This is a genomic window from Lactobacillus kimbladii (assembly GCF_000970755.1).
Classification (GTDB): domain Bacteria; phylum Bacillota; class Bacilli; order Lactobacillales; family Lactobacillaceae; genus Lactobacillus; species Lactobacillus kimbladii.
In genome coordinates, this window is the sequence record NZ_KQ034007.1 from 2017170 (window position 1) to 2033377 (window position 16208).

Annotated in this window: 17 protein-coding genes and 1 pseudogene; 12 read left to right on the forward strand and 6 right to left on the reverse strand. The window is 36.5% G+C overall.

Going from position 1 to position 16208, the window contains the following annotated elements:
• Positions 1-35 precede the first annotated feature (35 nt).
• The 5 genes from JF75_RS09750 to JF75_RS09770 all read left to right on the forward strand — a co-directional run bounded on the left by JF75_RS09750 (position 36) and on the right by JF75_RS09770 (position 4716).
• Positions 36-2381: an ABC transporter ATP-binding protein/permease gene (locus tag JF75_RS09750; protein ID WP_046332846.1), complete on the forward strand. Its 2346-nt coding sequence runs from the start codon at positions 36-38 to the stop codon at positions 2379-2381.
• A 159-nt stretch (positions 2382-2540) separates the two neighbouring features.
• Positions 2541-3266: a glucosamine-6-phosphate deaminase gene (locus JF75_RS09755; protein ID WP_046332847.1), complete on the forward strand. Its 726-nt coding sequence runs from the start codon at positions 2541-2543 to the stop codon at positions 3264-3266.
• 156 nt (positions 3267-3422) lie between these two features.
• Positions 3423-3977: an alkaline shock response membrane anchor protein AmaP gene (amaP, locus tag JF75_RS09760; RefSeq protein ID WP_141639336.1), complete on the forward strand. Its 555-nt coding sequence runs from the start codon at positions 3423-3425 to the stop codon at positions 3975-3977.
• A gap of 11 nt (positions 3978-3988) precedes the next feature.
• Entirely contained in the window at positions 3989-4171 is a 183-nt protein-coding gene (locus JF75_RS09765; RefSeq protein WP_045928847.1) for a DUF2273 domain-containing protein, read from the forward strand.
• Positions 4172-4185: 14 nt separating this feature from the next.
• Complete coding sequence (locus JF75_RS09770; RefSeq protein ID WP_369792478.1) at positions 4186-4716, forward strand: Asp23/Gls24 family envelope stress response protein; 531 nt, start codon at positions 4186-4188, stop codon at positions 4714-4716.
• A gap of 299 nt (positions 4717-5015) precedes the next feature.
• On the opposite strand, the gene JF75_RS10835 is transcribed toward JF75_RS09770, so the two are convergent.
• From JF75_RS10835 to JF75_RS09775, 3 genes and pseudogenes are all read right to left on the reverse strand, one after another.
• Positions 5016-5102, reverse strand: coding sequence for a putative holin-like toxin (locus JF75_RS10835; RefSeq protein ID WP_366938454.1), 87 nt, complete (start codon positions 5100-5102; stop codon positions 5016-5018).
• A gap of 208 nt (positions 5103-5310) precedes the next feature.
• Positions 5311-5481, reverse strand: a pseudogene (locus JF75_RS10465) (IS3 family transposase); the annotation flags it as partial.
• Between the two features lie 153 nt (positions 5482-5634).
• Entirely contained in the window at positions 5635-5943 is a 309-nt protein-coding gene (locus tag JF75_RS09775; protein WP_141639337.1) for a hypothetical protein, read from the reverse strand.
• Between the two features lie 104 nt (positions 5944-6047).
• Between JF75_RS09775 and JF75_RS10840 the strand changes: the two genes are divergently transcribed.
• Positions 6048-6107, forward strand: a complete 60-nt coding sequence (locus tag JF75_RS10840) for a hypothetical protein (RefSeq protein ID WP_417498495.1) — start codon at positions 6048-6050, stop codon at positions 6105-6107.
• Between the two features lie 170 nt (positions 6108-6277).
• Here the strand turns inward: JF75_RS10840 and JF75_RS10470 are convergent, their stop codons facing one another.
• On the reverse strand, positions 6278-7504 hold the full coding sequence (locus JF75_RS10470; protein WP_084605794.1) for an MFS transporter: 1227 nt from the start codon (positions 7502-7504) through the stop codon (positions 6278-6280).
• A 260-nt stretch (positions 7505-7764) separates the two neighbouring features.
• Complete coding sequence (locus JF75_RS09785; RefSeq protein ID WP_046332851.1) at positions 7765-9393, reverse strand: ABC transporter ATP-binding protein; 1629 nt, start codon at positions 9391-9393, stop codon at positions 7765-7767.
• Positions 9394-10104: 711 nt separating this feature from the next.
• On the opposite strand from JF75_RS09785, the gene JF75_RS09790 reads away from it, so the two are divergent.
• The 5 genes from JF75_RS09790 to JF75_RS09810 all read left to right on the forward strand — a co-directional run bounded on the left by JF75_RS09790 (position 10105) and on the right by JF75_RS09810 (position 13867).
• Positions 10105-10755, forward strand: coding sequence for a deoxynucleoside kinase (locus JF75_RS09790; RefSeq protein ID WP_046325735.1), 651 nt, complete (start codon positions 10105-10107; stop codon positions 10753-10755).
• Between the two features lie 12 nt (positions 10756-10767).
• Positions 10768-11457, forward strand: a complete 690-nt coding sequence (locus JF75_RS09795) for a deoxynucleoside kinase (RefSeq protein ID WP_046332852.1) — start codon at positions 10768-10770, stop codon at positions 11455-11457.
• Between the two features lie 244 nt (positions 11458-11701).
• Positions 11702-12343 carry an amino acid ABC transporter permease gene (locus JF75_RS09800; RefSeq protein WP_045928853.1) on the forward strand — a complete coding sequence of 214 codons (642 nt, stop codon included), beginning with the start codon at positions 11702-11704 and terminating at the stop codon, positions 12341-12343.
• 15 nt (positions 12344-12358) lie between these two features.
• Entirely contained in the window at positions 12359-13012 is a 654-nt protein-coding gene (locus JF75_RS09805) for an amino acid ABC transporter ATP-binding protein (RefSeq protein ID WP_046332853.1), read from the forward strand.
• Entirely contained in the window at positions 13013-13867 is an 855-nt protein-coding gene (locus tag JF75_RS09810; RefSeq protein WP_052697125.1) for an amino acid ABC transporter substrate-binding protein, read from the forward strand. It begins immediately after the preceding gene.
• Here JF75_RS09810 and JF75_RS09815 read toward each other — a convergent pair.
• Entirely contained in the window at positions 13864-14655 is a 792-nt protein-coding gene (locus tag JF75_RS09815; RefSeq protein WP_046332854.1) for a Cof-type HAD-IIB family hydrolase, read from the reverse strand. The two genes, JF75_RS09810 and JF75_RS09815, sit on opposite strands and share 4 nt — an antisense overlap.
• A gap of 226 nt (positions 14656-14881) precedes the next feature.
• Here JF75_RS09815 and JF75_RS09820 point away from each other — a divergent pair, with 226 nt between their 5' ends.
• The gene (locus tag JF75_RS09820; protein ID WP_046332855.1) at positions 14882-16189 is read left to right on the forward strand and encodes an NCS2 family permease; all 1308 of its coding nucleotides are present in this window, start codon (positions 14882-14884) and stop codon (positions 16187-16189) included.
• Positions 16190-16208 lie beyond the last annotated feature (19 nt).

Genomic DNA, 16208 nt, shown 5'->3' on the forward strand with positions numbered 1-16208 from the left:
TTATTAATTAATTATTAAAAGAAAGAGAAAAAGATATGCTGCAATTAAAAGATTTACGCAAATCATACCATGTCGGTGATACGGTAACTCATGCACTTGATGATGTTTCTATATCATTTCGTAACCAAGAATTTGTTGCAATTTTAGGCCCCAGTGGTTCCGGTAAAACCACGTTATTAAATGTTGTCGGTGGACTTGATCGCTATGATAGTGGCGATCTCATTATTAATGGCAAATCTACTAAGAACTTCAAGGAAACTGACTGGGATGCATATCGAAATAATTCTGTCGGCTTTGTTTTTCAAAATTATAACTTAATCTCACACTTGTCGATTATTGCCAATGTTGAATTAGGAATGAATTTATCAGGAGTTTCTGCCACAGAACGACACAAAAGAGCAATGGATGCTTTAACTCAAGTCGGTTTGAAAGAACATATTTCTAAAAATCCTAACCAATTATCTGGTGGTCAAATGCAACGTGTAGCTATTGCTCGGGCTTTAGCTAATGATCCCGATATTTTGCTATGCGACGAGCCCACTGGCGCCCTTGATACTGAAACCTCTGAGCAGATTATGAAGTTAATTAAAGAGCTGTCAAAAGACCGCTTGGTAGTTATGGTTACGCACAATCCGAAACTAGCTCAGGAATATGCTACTAGAATAGTTAACTTTCAGGATGGAAAAGTTTTAAATGATTCCAACCCTTTTATTCCTAAAGAAGAAAAAGATACTTTTAAATTAAAGCATACAAAAATGTCATATTGGAATGCTATCAAATTAAGCTTTACCAACATTATGACTAAAAAAGGCAGAACAACTTTAACTGCCTTTGCTTCAAGTATCGGTATTATTTCTATTGCTGTCGTCTTAGCATTATCCAATGGTTTTCAAAAGCAAATTGACACGACCATGAGTAAAGCCTTGGCTAAATATCCTGTGACAATCAACCAAACTGCTACTGATGCCAGCAGTGTTACAGACCGAGATGAATCTGAAAAGAATGTTAAAAACCGGGGTTATTTAACCGTTGAAAAAGATAAGATGCAGGAATCAACTCATCAAAATAAGATTAATCCAGAATACGTTAATTACATCAAAAAAATAAATCCCAATTATGCTAACAATATTTCCTATCAGCGCGGGATTAACATGAATTTACTCACTCGCAGCAAAAATAAAATTAAGCGTGTCCAATTCTCTCCTATTTCAACTAGTTCAGATAGCTCTCAAGCAGCTGCACAAATGCGAATGCAAGCAATTAGTGCCACCGGATTAGGCTCATCAGTGTTTCCTACTACACTTAATTCCAGTAAAAGCAATTTCCTTAAAGAAAATTATCAACTTTTGTCTGGTGCATGGCCACATAAGGCTACAGACTTGGTCTTAGTAACAGATAATGAAAACAAATTAAACATTAATATTATTAAAAACTTGGGCTTGAAAGCTAAGGCCGGTGAGAAGTTAAATTATCAAAAATTTGTTGGGAAGAAATTTAAAGTTGTTGACAACGATGACTATTACCAAAAATTGCCAACAGGAATGTTTATTCCGCAAAAAATCAGTAATTCTATGTATGACAACAGTAAAACCCAAATGCAAATTGTAGGTGTCATTAGGCCAAAAGATGAGAATTCTATGGCTCTCCTGTCTTCCGGAATTGCGTACAGCGATCAGCTATCTCAAAAAATCATCAAGAAGAATAAAAAATCAGAAATAGTGCGCGCCCAGAAGAAGACAGAGCAAAATGTAATGACCGGACAGGATATGAATGCCCGAGAAAAGAAACAGATGCTGCAATCAATTGGTGGTTCAACCATTCCAACGAGTATAATGATTTATCCTAACGATTTTGATGCTAAAGATAAAGTCCTTGATTATTTAGATAGATGGAATCAAGGCAAAAAGAAGAAAGATAAGATTATCTACACTGACATGTCAAGAGCTGTTACTTCAATGACTGGTGGCTTACTTAACGGTGTTACTACTGTGTTGGTTGCATTTGCTGCCATTTCGTTAGTAACTTCAATGATCATGATCGGTATTTTAACTTACACTTCCGTTCTTGAAAGAACAAAAGAAATTGGTATTTTAAAGGCTTTGGGTGCTCGTAAGAAAGATATCACCAGAGTGTTTGATGCTGAAACATTCATTCTAGGTGTCTTTTCCGGAATTTTGGGAGTAGTAGTTGCCTGGCTGCTAGTCTTCCCTATTAACAGTATTTTATACTCCATCACAGATTTAGCTAATGTTGCTCAACTTAATCCAATACATGCTTTAATACTAATCCTTATTTCAACTGTTTTGACAATGGTTGGCGGACACCTGCCGGCACGTATGGCTGCTAAAAAAGATGCTGCTATTGCTTTAAGAAGCGAATAAAATTTTAAAAAAAGTCCAATTAATGTTACATGTGAAACAAGCATTAGTTGAACTTTTTTTATTTACCAAAAACAATACCTGCTATTATTACTAAGTTTATTGACAAATTGGCATATACCAATTTATAATTGGGGTAACAACTATGGAGGGGCAAATAAAATGAAAGTTATTATCTCAAGTGACAAGACTAGCGGTAGTAAAAAAGGTTTTGCAATATTTAAGAATAGTATCGCAAACGGCAGCAAAGTAATTGGTTTAGCAACTGGATCGACTCCTGTAACTCTCTACCAGGAATGGACCGAGAGTAATCTAGATAACAGCAATTTAATTAGTATTAATCTAGATGAATATGTAGGTTTAACTCCTGATAATGATCAGAGTTATCACTATTTTATGCAAAAGAATCTGTTTGCTAAAAAACCATTCAAACACTCGTATATTCCTGATGGAATTAAAGCTATTAAAGATCCAGAAGGAACTGCCGCTGACTATAATAAAATTATCGCTGAAAATCCAATTGATATTCAATTACTAGGATTGGGTCAAAATGGTCACATTGCTTTTAATGAACCAGGTACACCATTTGATTCTGTTACCCACGAAGTGCAATTAACAGAGAATACTATTAAAGCCAATTCTCGTTTCTTCAATAATATTGACGAAGTACCTAAATCAGCAATTTGCATGGGTATTGCAAATATTATGTCTGCCAAAGAAATCGTCATTATGGCTTTTGGTGATAATAAAGCTGAAGCGGTGCAAAAGATGGTTGAAGGTCCAGTAACTGAAGAAGTCCCAGCTTCAATCTTGCAAAAGCATGAAAATGTAACTCTGATTGTTGATCAAGCTGCAGCAAGCAAGTTAAGCACAAATTACAACGATTAATTAACTGATATTAATTTAAAAAGGGCGGTGCATTAAAACACCGCCTTTTTGTGTGCAGTTTTACAAACTATTATTGTATACATACGGTGCATATTAGTAGTCTGTTAAAATAATCAGTATTATTATTAAGATGAACCCTGAGAGGATGGTGATAAGTTGAAAAAGAGTAAAAAGTGGCTATTGGTATTATGCATGTTATTACTATTACCTGTGCCTTGTTACTTAATATGGGAAACCAGTAGTTTTTGGCAAAAGTATTTAAAGATTAAATTACCTCATTTAGGTACTCTTAACCCGATATTTGCCTGGTATTTAATTGGTATCAGTCTAATTGTTTTTATAATACTAATTGTTAGTTTAATTGTCATCCTATTCTGGCCAGTCCAGAGAAACTTTAATTTAATTCATAAACGTGATGGTCAAGTTAAGGTTACTTCAAAAGCCATTAATAGCTATGTAATGAATTCACTTGCTGACTTGCCTTACTTAAATAATGCAAAAGTCAGTTCTAAGTTAACAGGACGCCGGATTAAAATTAAAATTGGCGGTGACTTGGGTCCAGGTGAAAACATTGCCGTCCTACTTGACGATTATCTTGAAGAATTAAAAAAGAATCTGAAGCAGTTGCTAGGAATTGAGCAAAAACCAAAAATTAACATCAAGTTTATCAATTATCACAAGGGTGATAAACCTGAAAAGCGCGTTCAATAAAGGAGGTTAAGATGAAAGAAGAATACAAAAAATACCTCCCAGAAATAAGCGGTGCTGTAATTGGTGTTTTACTAGCATTATGCTTTTTGGTACTGGGATTTTTCAAAACTATTTTTGTCATCGTGATGTTAGTCTGCGGCTTTTTGGTTGGACATTACTGGCCAGTGTTCAAAAAAATGCTGCAAAATAAATAATTTATATAAGGAGTATATGCAATATGGTACAATCAAGTTCAAATCAAGGTAGTTCAAAACCAGAAGTTAAAGGCGACTTAAAATACGATTCAAAAGTAATTCAAAAAATTGTTGGCATTGCTTTATCAGATATTAAAGGCTTGTTAACTGTTAACGGTGGCTTTTTCTCAAATATCGCTGATAAAATTGTCAACAGCGATGATGTCACTTCTGGTGTAAATGTTGAAGTTGGTAAAAAACAAGTAGCTGTTGACATTGAAATTGTTGCAGAATATGGCGTTGATATTACTAAGCTATACGATCAAATAAAGCAAAAAATTCAAGAAAAAGTTAAAGAAATGACCGGTCTTGATACTGTTGAAGTTAACGTCACAGTAGTTGATATTAAAACTAAAGAGCAACACGAAAAAGATTCTGTCAGCTTACAAGACCGCATCACTGGAGCTGCTCAGGATACAAAGGAAAAAATTACCGATCAAAAAGACAAAGTTCAAGATAAAGCCGAAGAAAAGAAAAAGGAATCTAAAGAATCTAGAGTTAAATAATAAGCATAATTTTGATGTCAATCCTAAAATTAGGACACTTTATTAGTTGTTAACTTCGGATAACATTCAAACCGTATAGAGAAAAATTAGGAATAACCCAGATAACTTAATCAAATTCTTGTGCAAGATCAGTTTAATCATGCTAAAATATATCTATAGAGAAAAAGAAGCCCTGCAAAGCAAGACCTCTTCTCTGAATTTCAAGCGTCCGCTTTAAAGGCGGTTGACTTATTTAGTGATTAATCAAAAAAAGACCAATCCCATAATTGTCAAAGTTTTTGGTGGGACGGTCTTTTTGTTTACCTGTGCTTGTCGATATAGGTCAACAAGACAATAATAAACGAGGCAAAGGCCAGCGCTAATTCTAGCGCATGGAATACGCTCACTTGCTGAACACCTTTCTAAAAGATTTCGTGCCATAAGCACCCTCTCCTTTCAAGTGAAACAGCCAACCGCCCTCAAAACAATTTGCTATCAATTCAAGTTTAATTATAGCAAAGATTGCCTTATTCCTAAACAACAGTAATCGCTTAATTTAAAAGACTAGACCACTTTTGATGTTAACCCTAAAATTAGGACACTTTATATTAGTTGTTAACTAAGGACTAATTGCCGATATTCAATCGGAGTCAGTCCTTTTAGTTTGATTTTGATTCTTCTCTGGTTGTAATACTCAATGTAGTCTCTGATTGCATCTTCCAGTTTAGTGAGATTTTTAAACTGCTTTTTAAAACCATAAAACTTTTCTCGTTTGAGTATCTCGAATTAGCCTTTCATTAAAACATCATCAAGCGAATTGCCCTTGAGTGACAATGATAGACTAATGCCGTGTTTTTTGCTTGAACTCCGTCACATCTGAATACCATTTGTGATTGGGATAAACCGAACTGAAGCTGCGCTTAATCAGGTCAGGCTTAATCATACCTTTTTTAGCGACTTACTATTTTCTTCTCCTTCTATTATAAAAGGCTTTGAACGTATATTAAAATTTGCATGTATTGCACCCAACAAATTCAATAAACACAAGAAATCTTTTGCTGAATCCACACTTACATGAAAAGATTTAAACGAATTATTATTTTCGCCAAGATAACTTTTTGCTCTATTATACTCATCAACAGATTCTGCCTTATAATTTTCAACGCTATTTACATTCTCTTCAATAATAGCTGTCGGAGCTTGATTTTTAAAAAGATCTAGTATCTTTCTTAATTTAAAAAATTGCAATTTTAAGTTGAACACCCTACTTGATCTGATAGATACAATCTAATCTTCTTTCATATAATTCATCGGGTGTGTGGTAGGCTTTCTTTGGCACCTTAAAGTGGAATATGTTCTACGGCTTTGAACAGACCTTCAAGAACTTTACTTCACTGGAACAAGCAAGCTGAAAGGACTAACCCCGATTTAATATCGGAAGTTAGTCCTTAACTAGAAATTATTAAACTACTTTAATTTCAAGGGGCATATCTAATTTTAGTCTGAATGCTCAATCAAAACATCGCCAAACTATAGCAACAGAATCTGATGAATAATCATGTTAATGCCATGCGGATTCTTTTTACTTCTTGGCCTTGTGCCTGACCACGCCGAGGTAGTAGACCGCCGCGAGCAGCAGCGTAACGCCGTAAATGTACTGCGTGCTGATTGCGCCCAGCCGGTCAACCACCAGTCCGCCCGCCATCGTCCCGAGCGGGATCATGACGGACAGGATGCTGTCGTTGATGGTCTCTATGCGCCCCAGCACCGCAGACGAGAAGCTGACCTGCACCAGGGCCTCAAAGTCCGTGTTCATCATGGTGAGCCACAAAGAGGAGACGGCCGAGTTCAGCAGGATGAGCAGGACGCTCAGGCCCGCCGTCAGCGGAACCAGGAGGCGGAATACGCCAGCACCCACAAAGCAAATTGCGATGAACAATTCCATGCTCTTCTTGCCCAGCTTGAAGTGCTGCACCAGGAATGCACCGGCGATGCCGCCCAGAGACGAGGCCATCAGCAGGCCGCCGTAGCCGATTGCCGAGTCATGAACGTAGCTCTGCCCAAAATACGGCAGGCCCACGTCGAAAATGCCGTAGAAGAAGTTGACGACGCACAGCGGCAGGATCAGTTCCAGGATGTTCTTTTCATCCTTCAGCGTCTGCCAGCCGATGCGTAGGTCCTTCCAGTAGGAGCCGGTGAAGTACTCCTCGCTCTCCAAGACGTCCTTGGCCAGGGCGTTAATCTGCAGGCGCCCGTAGGTCAGCAGGGCCAGCGCAAAAACTACGCCGGAGATGACCACGGTCATGCTGATTGACGTTGTCGCAATCAGAAAGGTGGCAAAACCGTCCAGAACTAAGTCCAAAACGCCGTAGGTCACCTGGAACATGCCGTTGAAGTGGAGCATGTCCTTTTCCGCGACAAACAGCGGCAGCAGTTTGGTTTCGGCCGGGTAAATAATGGTTGAAAGAACCGTGGAGGCCGTGTAAAGAATTAAGACCACGGCGTCAACCCCGATGCCGCCCTGGCCCAGCTGCAACACCCCCACCACCGCGGCGCTGATTGCGGCCTGGATGATGGTGGAATAGTTCAGCAGATTCTTCATTGGGATGCGGTCAATCAGGGGGCCCAGGCCGAACGAGACCGTGTCAATCCCGGAAGTAACGGTCAACAGGACCGCTACCATGAAAGGTGAGTGCCTGGTCTCCTTGAAGTACCAGAGCACCGCCATGTAGAACAGGCTGTCGGCGATGTTGGTCGTGACTCGGCCAACTAGCAGCTTATAAACGTTTGCATATTTTTTACATAACATAATACAATTTTTTAATTATAATCCTTTTCTTAATTTAAAAAATTATTCATCATTCATTTTTATCATTCCCATTTAAAAGGCGGTGCTTGGAAATATTATATCTCCTAAGAAACAATCAATTTTACCGCTTATTTCTGCAGAATCTTAGGTAATAGCTACATTTGCATTTAAGAGTATCTGCATAAAACACTATGCTCATAATCTAAAAGACTAGAGTTTCACAACTTATTTAATTGGTTGATAAAAGAAGTATTATTCTATCATCCCAATTCGATTACTTGATCAAACTGCTTTTTAATTTCAGGTCGCAAGTGATGGGAAATATAGACTAAAGTGACGTTGTCCAAATCAAGCAGACTTTGTTCAATTTTCTGGCCATCTTTTTCATCAATTGCGGAAGTAATTTCATCGGCCAAAATAACCTGCGGATTACCCAGCAATTGCCGTGCCAGTGCAATTCGTTGCTTTTGTCCACCCGAAATGTTGTTACCGGCGTGTTTTAAAACAGTGTCAAGCCCGCTAGCGCTGTCAGCGACAAATTTTTCCAAACCTGCACGCTTAATCGCAGTCTTCAGCTCTTCTTCAGTTGTCTCACGATCTAAAGTGATGTTATAACGCAGGCTGCCGTCAAAAATATAGGCTGACTGGTCAATATAAGCGATCTGCTTATGTAGCGACTGCAGACTAAGCTCGCGGTATTCATTGTTATCCCAAGTTAGCGAACCTTGGTAACCTGTTAACAAACCACCGATTAATTTTACCAGGGTTGACTTGCCACAACCAGACGGACCAACAATGGCCACGCGTTCGCCTCGTTTAATGCTGCCAGCAACATTCGTTAAAATCGGTCTATCACTATTGGGGTAGCTGAACGAAAGATCGCTAAATGCAATTTGCTGGGTCAAAGGAGCAACATCCTTGTCCCCTGTTTTTTCCCGCGTATTAGCTAATTTATTATATTTGTCAAAAATAGGTTGAACTGCCCGAATTGAAGTTAGATCAATACTGATTTCTGTCAAGCTGCCAAAAACATTCCCGGACATTGAACCAACAATTAAAATAGCTCCAATTGGAATCTGGTTGTGAAAGGCCAGGTATCCGGATTCAACAGTTAAAATAGTTTGAGCAGATATACTTATCAGGTTAATCAGCGCATTAGAGAATGACATTTCCGTAATGTAATTAACCCGAGCCTGTCCAGTCTTATCTGATGCCGCAAGAACTATTTTATTGAGCAATTTTTGCTGACCAAGTGTGAGCAGATTGACAAAACCCTCAAGAACATCAGTTATTTTTGACGTTAATACTTCATTTTGCCTGCTTTGTTTTTGCGACAGTTGTTCCAACTTTTTCTTAAAAAGACGGGGAAATAAAATCATAACAACAGCAAAAACCAAAGTGGTTACAAATAAGAGTGGATGGTAAGAAAACAGGATGACACTGGCAATAATGCCCAAGAGTGCACTGCTAAATGTTTGCTCTAAACTGAAAAAGCCATCTTGATTAATTTGGTTAATATCGTTAGTAAACCAGGAAACATAGTCAGCTTCCGTGTGCTTGTTGAAGTCTTCATACTCTTGGCGGCCAATTATATGGGCCAATGCGTTCCTAATGGAATTATCGACAGCCTTGATGATTACAGCAGAATATCGTGAACTACAAAAAAAGAAAATCAGAAAAAAGCCCCAGCTAAGCAAGTTTAAACCTGTATCAACAATAAAGCCGTTTAGGTTATGCTGAGTCAAAGCAGTAAGTGCATTACCTTTAAAAACGCTGGCAGCAGTTTGTGCCAAATTCCGGCCAAAATAGAAAATAGCCAGAATCACATACATGCCTGAATTACGTTTAATGTAGGTCCAAAGCGAAAATTTTGTTAGAGAATTTTCCATTATCTATCTCCTAACTAAATGCCTGTTTTAAAGGCTAATACTAAAATGAATTTGGCTTAATAATAAATAATATATATTTGCATTACTTCTTCAAAAAGCTCGTCACTGTTACTCACAGTATGAGTCGTACTATCTAAAGATAAAAATCTTTTCAAGATATCAGTTATGCGCTCTTATTTCCATCATTTGCTAATAATTTTATAATTTACTTGCTATCTTATATCTTTTTTAACATTAATACAATTTGTTTTTAATTTTTATTCTTAGAATTTTTCCCATCGCAACAGTATATAAATATCAACTGCAACTTTTTCGAGCCATTAAAAAACAAAATAATTCGTTCTATAATTGCAAAATCATTTATCATACTTAATGCAATCAAAACGAGAAATTATTGACTACTTTATTTATCACAGCATCGAAAGAATCAAAGTAAAGCATAAAGGGCTTAACACCGAATAATGTCGGCATCAATCCTCTGCCAAATAATTAATTAAGATTTATCAGTCAGATTTTTTGGTTTCACGTGTAACACAGTTTAAAATCATAAGTTCAAATTTTCAATTTTGACAATAACTACAACTTTTTACTTCTGTATTATACAAAATTACTTGACTTTTTGATTAAAATTTTAATTTACTTTTTGCTTGTATACCACTATATCTCGTATTAAACTAAATAAGAATCTATATATTGTATTTATGAAAGAACGTGATCCAAGTTATTGTTTTAAGTGGGCCAATTGGAGCCGGTAAATCCAGTTTAACTAGTATTTTAGCTGAGCACTTAGGTACACAAGCCTTTTATGAGGGAGTAGATAATAATCCTGTTCTTCCTTTATATTACCAAGACATGAAACGCTATACTTTTTTGCTTAATATCTATCTGCTTAACCATCGTTTAGCACAAATCAACCAGGCAATCCGAGAGAAAAACAGTGTTTCAGACCGTTCGATTTATGAAGACGCACTCTTTTTCAAAATGAACGCGGACAGTAAAGTAGCTGATCCAACTGAGTTTAAGATATATGATAGTCTACTCGAAAATATGATGGAAGATACCCCAGGTAATCCCAGCAAAAAGCCAGATTTACTAATTTACATTCACGTTTCTCTAGACACTATGCTTAAGCGCATAAAAAAACGTGGACGTTCATTTGAACAAATTAGCACAGATCCCAGTTTAAAAGACTACTACGCACGGTTAATTAAGTACTATGAACCATGGTATGAGAAATACGATGCCTCTCCTAAAATTAAAATTGATGGAGATAAGTACGATTTTATCTGCGATGAAGATGCCAAAAAAGAAGTTTTAAATCAGATTGATGACAAATTGCACGCAATAGGCAATTTAGAATAGAGAAGGAACGTGATGACAGTTATTGTTTTAAGCGGGCCAATTGGAGCCGGTAAATCCAGTTTAACCAGTATTTTAGCTAAATATTTAGGAACTAAACCTTTTTATGAAAGTGTCGATAACAATCCTGTATTGCCACTTTTTTATGCTGATCCTAAAAAATACGCATTCTTACTTCAGGTATTTTTCCTAAACACTCGTTTTCGTAGTATCAAGGATGCATTAACTGATGATAATAACGTTCTTGATCGTTCAATTTATGAAGATGCCCTTTTCTTCCAAATGAACGCCGACATTGGTCGGGCCACCAAAGAAGAAGTTGATACATATTACGAACTGCTTAATAATATGATGGGTGAGCTTAAGCATATGCCAAAGAAAAATCCTGATCTGCTGGTTCATATTAAGGTTTCATATGACACTATGATTAAAAGGATTCAAAAACGTGGTCGACCATACGAACAGCTGAGTTATGACGCAACGCTGGAAGATTATTATAAGAGACTTTTGCGTTACTACAAACCCTGGTATGAAAAATATGATTACTCTCCTAAAATGGAAATAGATGGTGACAAACTAGACTTCATGACTGATGACCATGCTAGAGAAGTTGTATTGGATCAGATCGTTGCCAAACTAAAAGAAATGGGCAAATTACCTGAATCTTGGGACAAGTCTACAAATATTCAAATAGAAGAGCAATAAATCAATTATTTTAAAGAGCCATTAGCTACAGCTAGTGGCTCTTTTCATGTTATGCCTTTTAAACTAACTAGAAGCAGGTTACAAATTTCCATATTAATTAAATAAAATTTCGAAAACTATGTTATGATTAAAACATATATTTTTTCACATATTTTTTTAATCAATTTATATAATTTAGCTGGTATTAAAAGAGTTGCCCTATTAGCCTCTCTAATCAAATTAATTTCAGTAAAAAGGAGAAAAAATGAACTATATCCTTTCAATTATGCCCTCTTTAATTTCAGGTGCAAAGATGACATTAATTTTATTCTTTTGGACTTTAATTGTTTCTATTCCCTTGGGAATTATAGTCAGCCTAGGCTTGCTTTCGCATTTTAAGCCCTTAAGGTTAATCTTAAAATTTTACATTTGGATTATGAGGGGTACCCCTCTTTTACTGCAATTAATTTTTATTTTCTATGGTTTGCCTATAGTCGGCATTATTTTTGAACGCTATGATGCAGCACTTTTCGCTTTTATTTTAAACTATACGGCATATTTTGCTGAGATATTCCGTGGTGGCTTTCAATCAATCCCTGTAGGTCAATACGAAAGTGCTCGCGTTTTAAGATTAAATTACTGGCAAACATTGAGCCATATTATTATTCCTCAGGTCAGCAAAATAGTTATACCCTCAATTGGTAATGAAGTGATCAACTTAGTTAAAGACACTTCTTTAGTCTATGTCATTGGTTTGGGTGAGCTCTTACGTGCCGGCAATGTTGCTACAGCAAGAGATGTAACACTAATTCCTTTAGTGATAGTTGGTATAATTTATCTATTAATGACAGGTATCGCATCATTTTTGCTGAAAAAAATTGAACACAATTTTGCAAAGTGGAAGTAAATTAGGGGAAATACTATGCTAGAACTTAAAAACATTACCAAAAAATTTGGCTCTCGTACGATTTTAAACAAGTTAAACTTAACTATTCCTGACAGACAAATTTTAGCCATTGTAGGACCATCTGGAGCAGGAAAAACTACTTTGCTGCGCTGCTTAAGTGGTTTAGAAAAAATTGATTCCGGTGATTTTTTGTGGGATGGGCAAAAGTTTGACCCAGCCGCTCCTGATAGCAAAAGTCATATTATCGGAGTAGTTTTTCAAAGCTATGAGCTTTTCCCCAATTTAACTGTAATCGAAAACATTACCTTGGCACCAACACTAGTCTTAAAAGAAAGTGCAGATCAAGCACAAACCCGTGCGCAAAAATTGCTTGGACAATTAGATTTAACAGGTAAAGAACAACTCTATCCCTATCAGCTTTCTGGAGGTCAGCAACAAAGAGTAGCTATTGTACGTGCGCTAGCAATGGAACCCCATATTCTATGTTATGACGAACCCACTTCTGCTTTAGATCCTGCTTTAAGAACAAAAGTTGGAGAAATAATTTTAAAACTTAAAAATAATAACAACATGACGCAAATTATTGTTACCCATGACATGGAATTTGCTCGCCAAGTGGCCGATCAGGTATTCAAAGTGAAAGCATTAGATGATAAGAAGGTAATATAAGTGAAAACCAAGCGCCTCTTAACCCTCATAATAACGCTCATCTGTACTTTATTTATTTCTGCTTGTAGTGGCATATCAGTTAATAGAAAAGCTAACGCAGTTGACAACTGGTCTCATATCAAGCAACGAGGCTATGTTACAGTTGGTGTAGATGATACTTTTGTGCCCATGGACTTTAGGCAAAAAAATGGTCAGTTAATTGGTTACGACGTTGACCTTGCAAATGCTGTATTTAAACAATACGGTATTAACGTTAGTTTTCAAACAATTGACTGGTCCATGAATACTACTGAATTAAAAAACGGCACAATTGATCTCATATGGAATGGTTTTAGCAAAAACCCTGAGCGTGAAGCTAAGGTAAGTTTTAGTAAGACTTACCTATATACTTCTCAAGTATTAGTAAGTCTTAAAAAGAATAAAATTAATACCATTGCCGCAATGAAAAATAAGACTTTGGGAGTTCAAACCGGCTCTTCCGGCTATAATGACGTAATGAAATATCCAAAAGTTTTTAAAAATCATATTAAAAATCAAGACCCGATTCTCTATGATTCCTTCACTAATGCTTTTATAGATCTAAATGCAGGTCGCATCCAAGGGTTGTTAATTGATAGTACCTATGCAAATTATTACATTTCGCGACAAAAACATCCTGAAAACTTTACTGAGATCGAAAGTCCTTTTCCAAAAGAAGAATTTGGCGTAGGCATGAGAAAAAGCGACTTAACCTTGCACAAGAAAATTAATTACGCCTTAGAAAAGCTGGCAAAAAATGGTACCTTAACAAAGATTAACCACAAATGGTTTGGCAACAAAGCCGAATCTCCTTTACTTCAAACGAAAAAGGATTAATTTAAACTATCAAGTACCGCAGCTATTCCATCGTGGTTGTTATCTAAAGTAGTTCTAAATTTCTTTTTCAAGTCTTCTGGTGCATTCCCCATTATTACAGGATGACCTACTGATTGAAGCATTTTCTCATCATTATAATTATCCCCAAAAGCCCAGCAGTCTTTCAGTTCCATGCCAAAAGCCTGGGCTATTACTTTTACCCCTTGACCTTTAGAAACTCGTTTAACAACGACCTCCAATAAATTTGCGGCAGATTTCACTATATAGAGTTCTGGATAGAGCCGCCTTAATTCTTTTTGAGTAGCATCTAATAAGTCTGGTGTCCCCATGAGCAAAATTTTATGTACATTTTTGAGTTGCGCTATTTCAGTAATCGAACTAGGTTGAGCTTTAAATTTAACAATTTTTTCTTCATTTTCAACCAAATCATTATTATTACCTGGGAAATAATACCAGTTGTCGTCACTATAGACATTCCACACAACGCCATTATTTTTACCTTCGATATAAGAACATATTTTGGCAGCTTTTGAAGAAGACATAAAAAGAGAATCAAGGATATGACCCATTTCATCTAAAACCAAAGCACCATTATAGGCTACCATTGGACATGATTTGGTAATTTCTCCCACAACAGACATAATTGCCTTAGGCATACGTGCAGAAACTGGCACAAATACATTGCCTTTAATAATTTGTTTACGAATGGCAAGTTTAGTCTTCGGTGTAACTTCTTGCTTTGAATTAATTAATGTGCCATCTATATCCGAAAAAATTAGTATTCCCATTTTTTCTCCTAACAGTATGCATAATCTACTACTTACCTATGTTCATTTTACCGATCAAACTGTTAGTTGGTCAATTCTTAGCCGAAAGCACTTAGTTAAAGATTATAGTTATTCTATGGCTTTTTTGCTAATATAATTCGGGTTTACATTGCTTTAAATGAATGATAAACTATTTTAGGCGTTGATTTTGATATAAAACGCGAACAATAATTTTGGGAGAGGTTAGATGAACTTTATAAAGAGTTATTTTCAACTCGATAAATATAAAACCAGTGTTAAAATCGAATTTCTAGCTGGATTAACTACTTTTATCAGTATGTCATACATTTTATTCGTTAATCCTAGCGTTCTGGGAGCCAGTGGCATGAATAAAGGTGCGGTTTTTACAGCAACTGCTTTAGCTAGTGCTCTGGGTACTGCAATTATGGGAATTGTTGCTAATTACCCGATTGGGGAAGCTCCTGCCTTGGGCATCAATGCTTTTTTTGCTTATACAGTTTGCATAGGCATGCATGTTTCATGGGAAACAGCTTTAGCTGCTGTTTTCGTAGCATCTATCATCTTTATTTTAATTACTATGTTTAAGTTGCGAGAGATGATAATTAACGCTATTCCTTCCGATCTAAAATTTGCCATTTCTTCTGGAATTGGTTTGTTCATCGCTTTCTTAGGAATGCAAGACGGTGGCTTAATCGTAGCAAACAAATCAACTTTAGTTGGTTTGGGATCACTTCATGATCCAGCTGTTTGGATTACCATTTTTGGCTTAATTGTTACTGTTATTTTAATGATCTTAAATGTACCAGGTGCTATCTTTATTGGAATGGTTTTAGCAGCCATTTTTGGTGTAATCACAGGGCAAATTTCTTTACCAACTAAAATAATTTCTGTTGCACCAAGCATCGCTCCATCATTTGGTCAAGCAATTTTTCATGTTAAAGACATTAATACTTTACAAATGTGGGTTGTTGTTCTTACTTTTCTTTTAGTAACCTTCTTTGATACTGCAGGTACTTTAATTGGCTTAGCCCAGCAAGCCGGTTTTATGAAAGACAATAAGATGCCCCGGGTAGGTAAAGCGCTGGCTTCAGACTCCACGGCCATGATGGTTGGCTCAGTCTTAGGAACTTCACCAGTTGGTGCATTTGTCGAATCTAGTGCTGGTATTGCTGTTGGCGGCAGAACAGGTTTAACAGCCGTCTTTGTAGCAATTTTCTTTTTAATATCAATGATCTTTAGTCCACTCTTAGGCTTATTTACAACTCACGTAACGGCTCCAGCACTAATTATTGTTGGTGTCTTGATGGCTCAAAACACCGCTCATATTCAGTGGGATAAAATGGAAATTGCCGTTCCTGCCTTCTTAATTTTAATCGGTATGCCTTTAACCTATTCAATTTCAGATGGTTTAGCTCTAGGCTTAATAACATATCCTATATGTATGGTTGCTGCTAAGAGAATAAAAGAAGTTACACCAATGATGTGGATACTTTTCTTCGTATTCATCGTATTCTTATGGGTATTGAATTTTTAAACTTACTGATTGTTTTAAA

Bases quoted from the DNA above. Each gene is read 5' to 3' on its own strand.
- JF75_RS10470 (WP_084605794.1), bottom strand. From the start codon at position 7,504: ATGTTATGTAAAAAATATGCAAACGTTTATAAGCTGCTAGTTGGCCGA.
- JF75_RS09805 (WP_046332853.1), top strand. From the start codon at position 12,359: ATGCTAGAACTTAAAAACATTACCAAAAAATTTGGCTCTCGTACGATT.
- JF75_RS09815 (WP_046332854.1), bottom strand. From the start codon at position 14,655: ATGGGAATACTAATTTTTTCGGATATAGATGGCACATTAATTAATTCA.
- JF75_RS09785 (WP_046332851.1), bottom strand. From the start codon at position 9,393: ATGGAAAATTCTCTAACAAAATTTTCGCTTTGGACCTACATTAAACGT.
- JF75_RS09765 (WP_045928847.1), top strand. From the start codon at position 3,989: ATGAAAGAAGAATACAAAAAATACCTCCCAGAAATAAGCGGTGCTGTA.
- JF75_RS09820 (WP_046332855.1), top strand. From the start codon at position 14,882: ATGAACTTTATAAAGAGTTATTTTCAACTCGATAAATATAAAACCAGT.
- JF75_RS09755 (WP_046332847.1), top strand. From the start codon at position 2,541: ATGAAAGTTATTATCTCAAGTGACAAGACTAGCGGTAGTAAAAAAGGT.
- JF75_RS09750 (WP_046332846.1), top strand. From the start codon at position 36: ATGCTGCAATTAAAAGATTTACGCAAATCATACCATGTCGGTGATACG.
- JF75_RS09800 (WP_045928853.1), top strand. From the start codon at position 11,702: ATGAACTATATCCTTTCAATTATGCCCTCTTTAATTTCAGGTGCAAAG.
- JF75_RS09795 (WP_046332852.1), top strand. From the start codon at position 10,768: ATGACAGTTATTGTTTTAAGCGGGCCAATTGGAGCCGGTAAATCCAGT.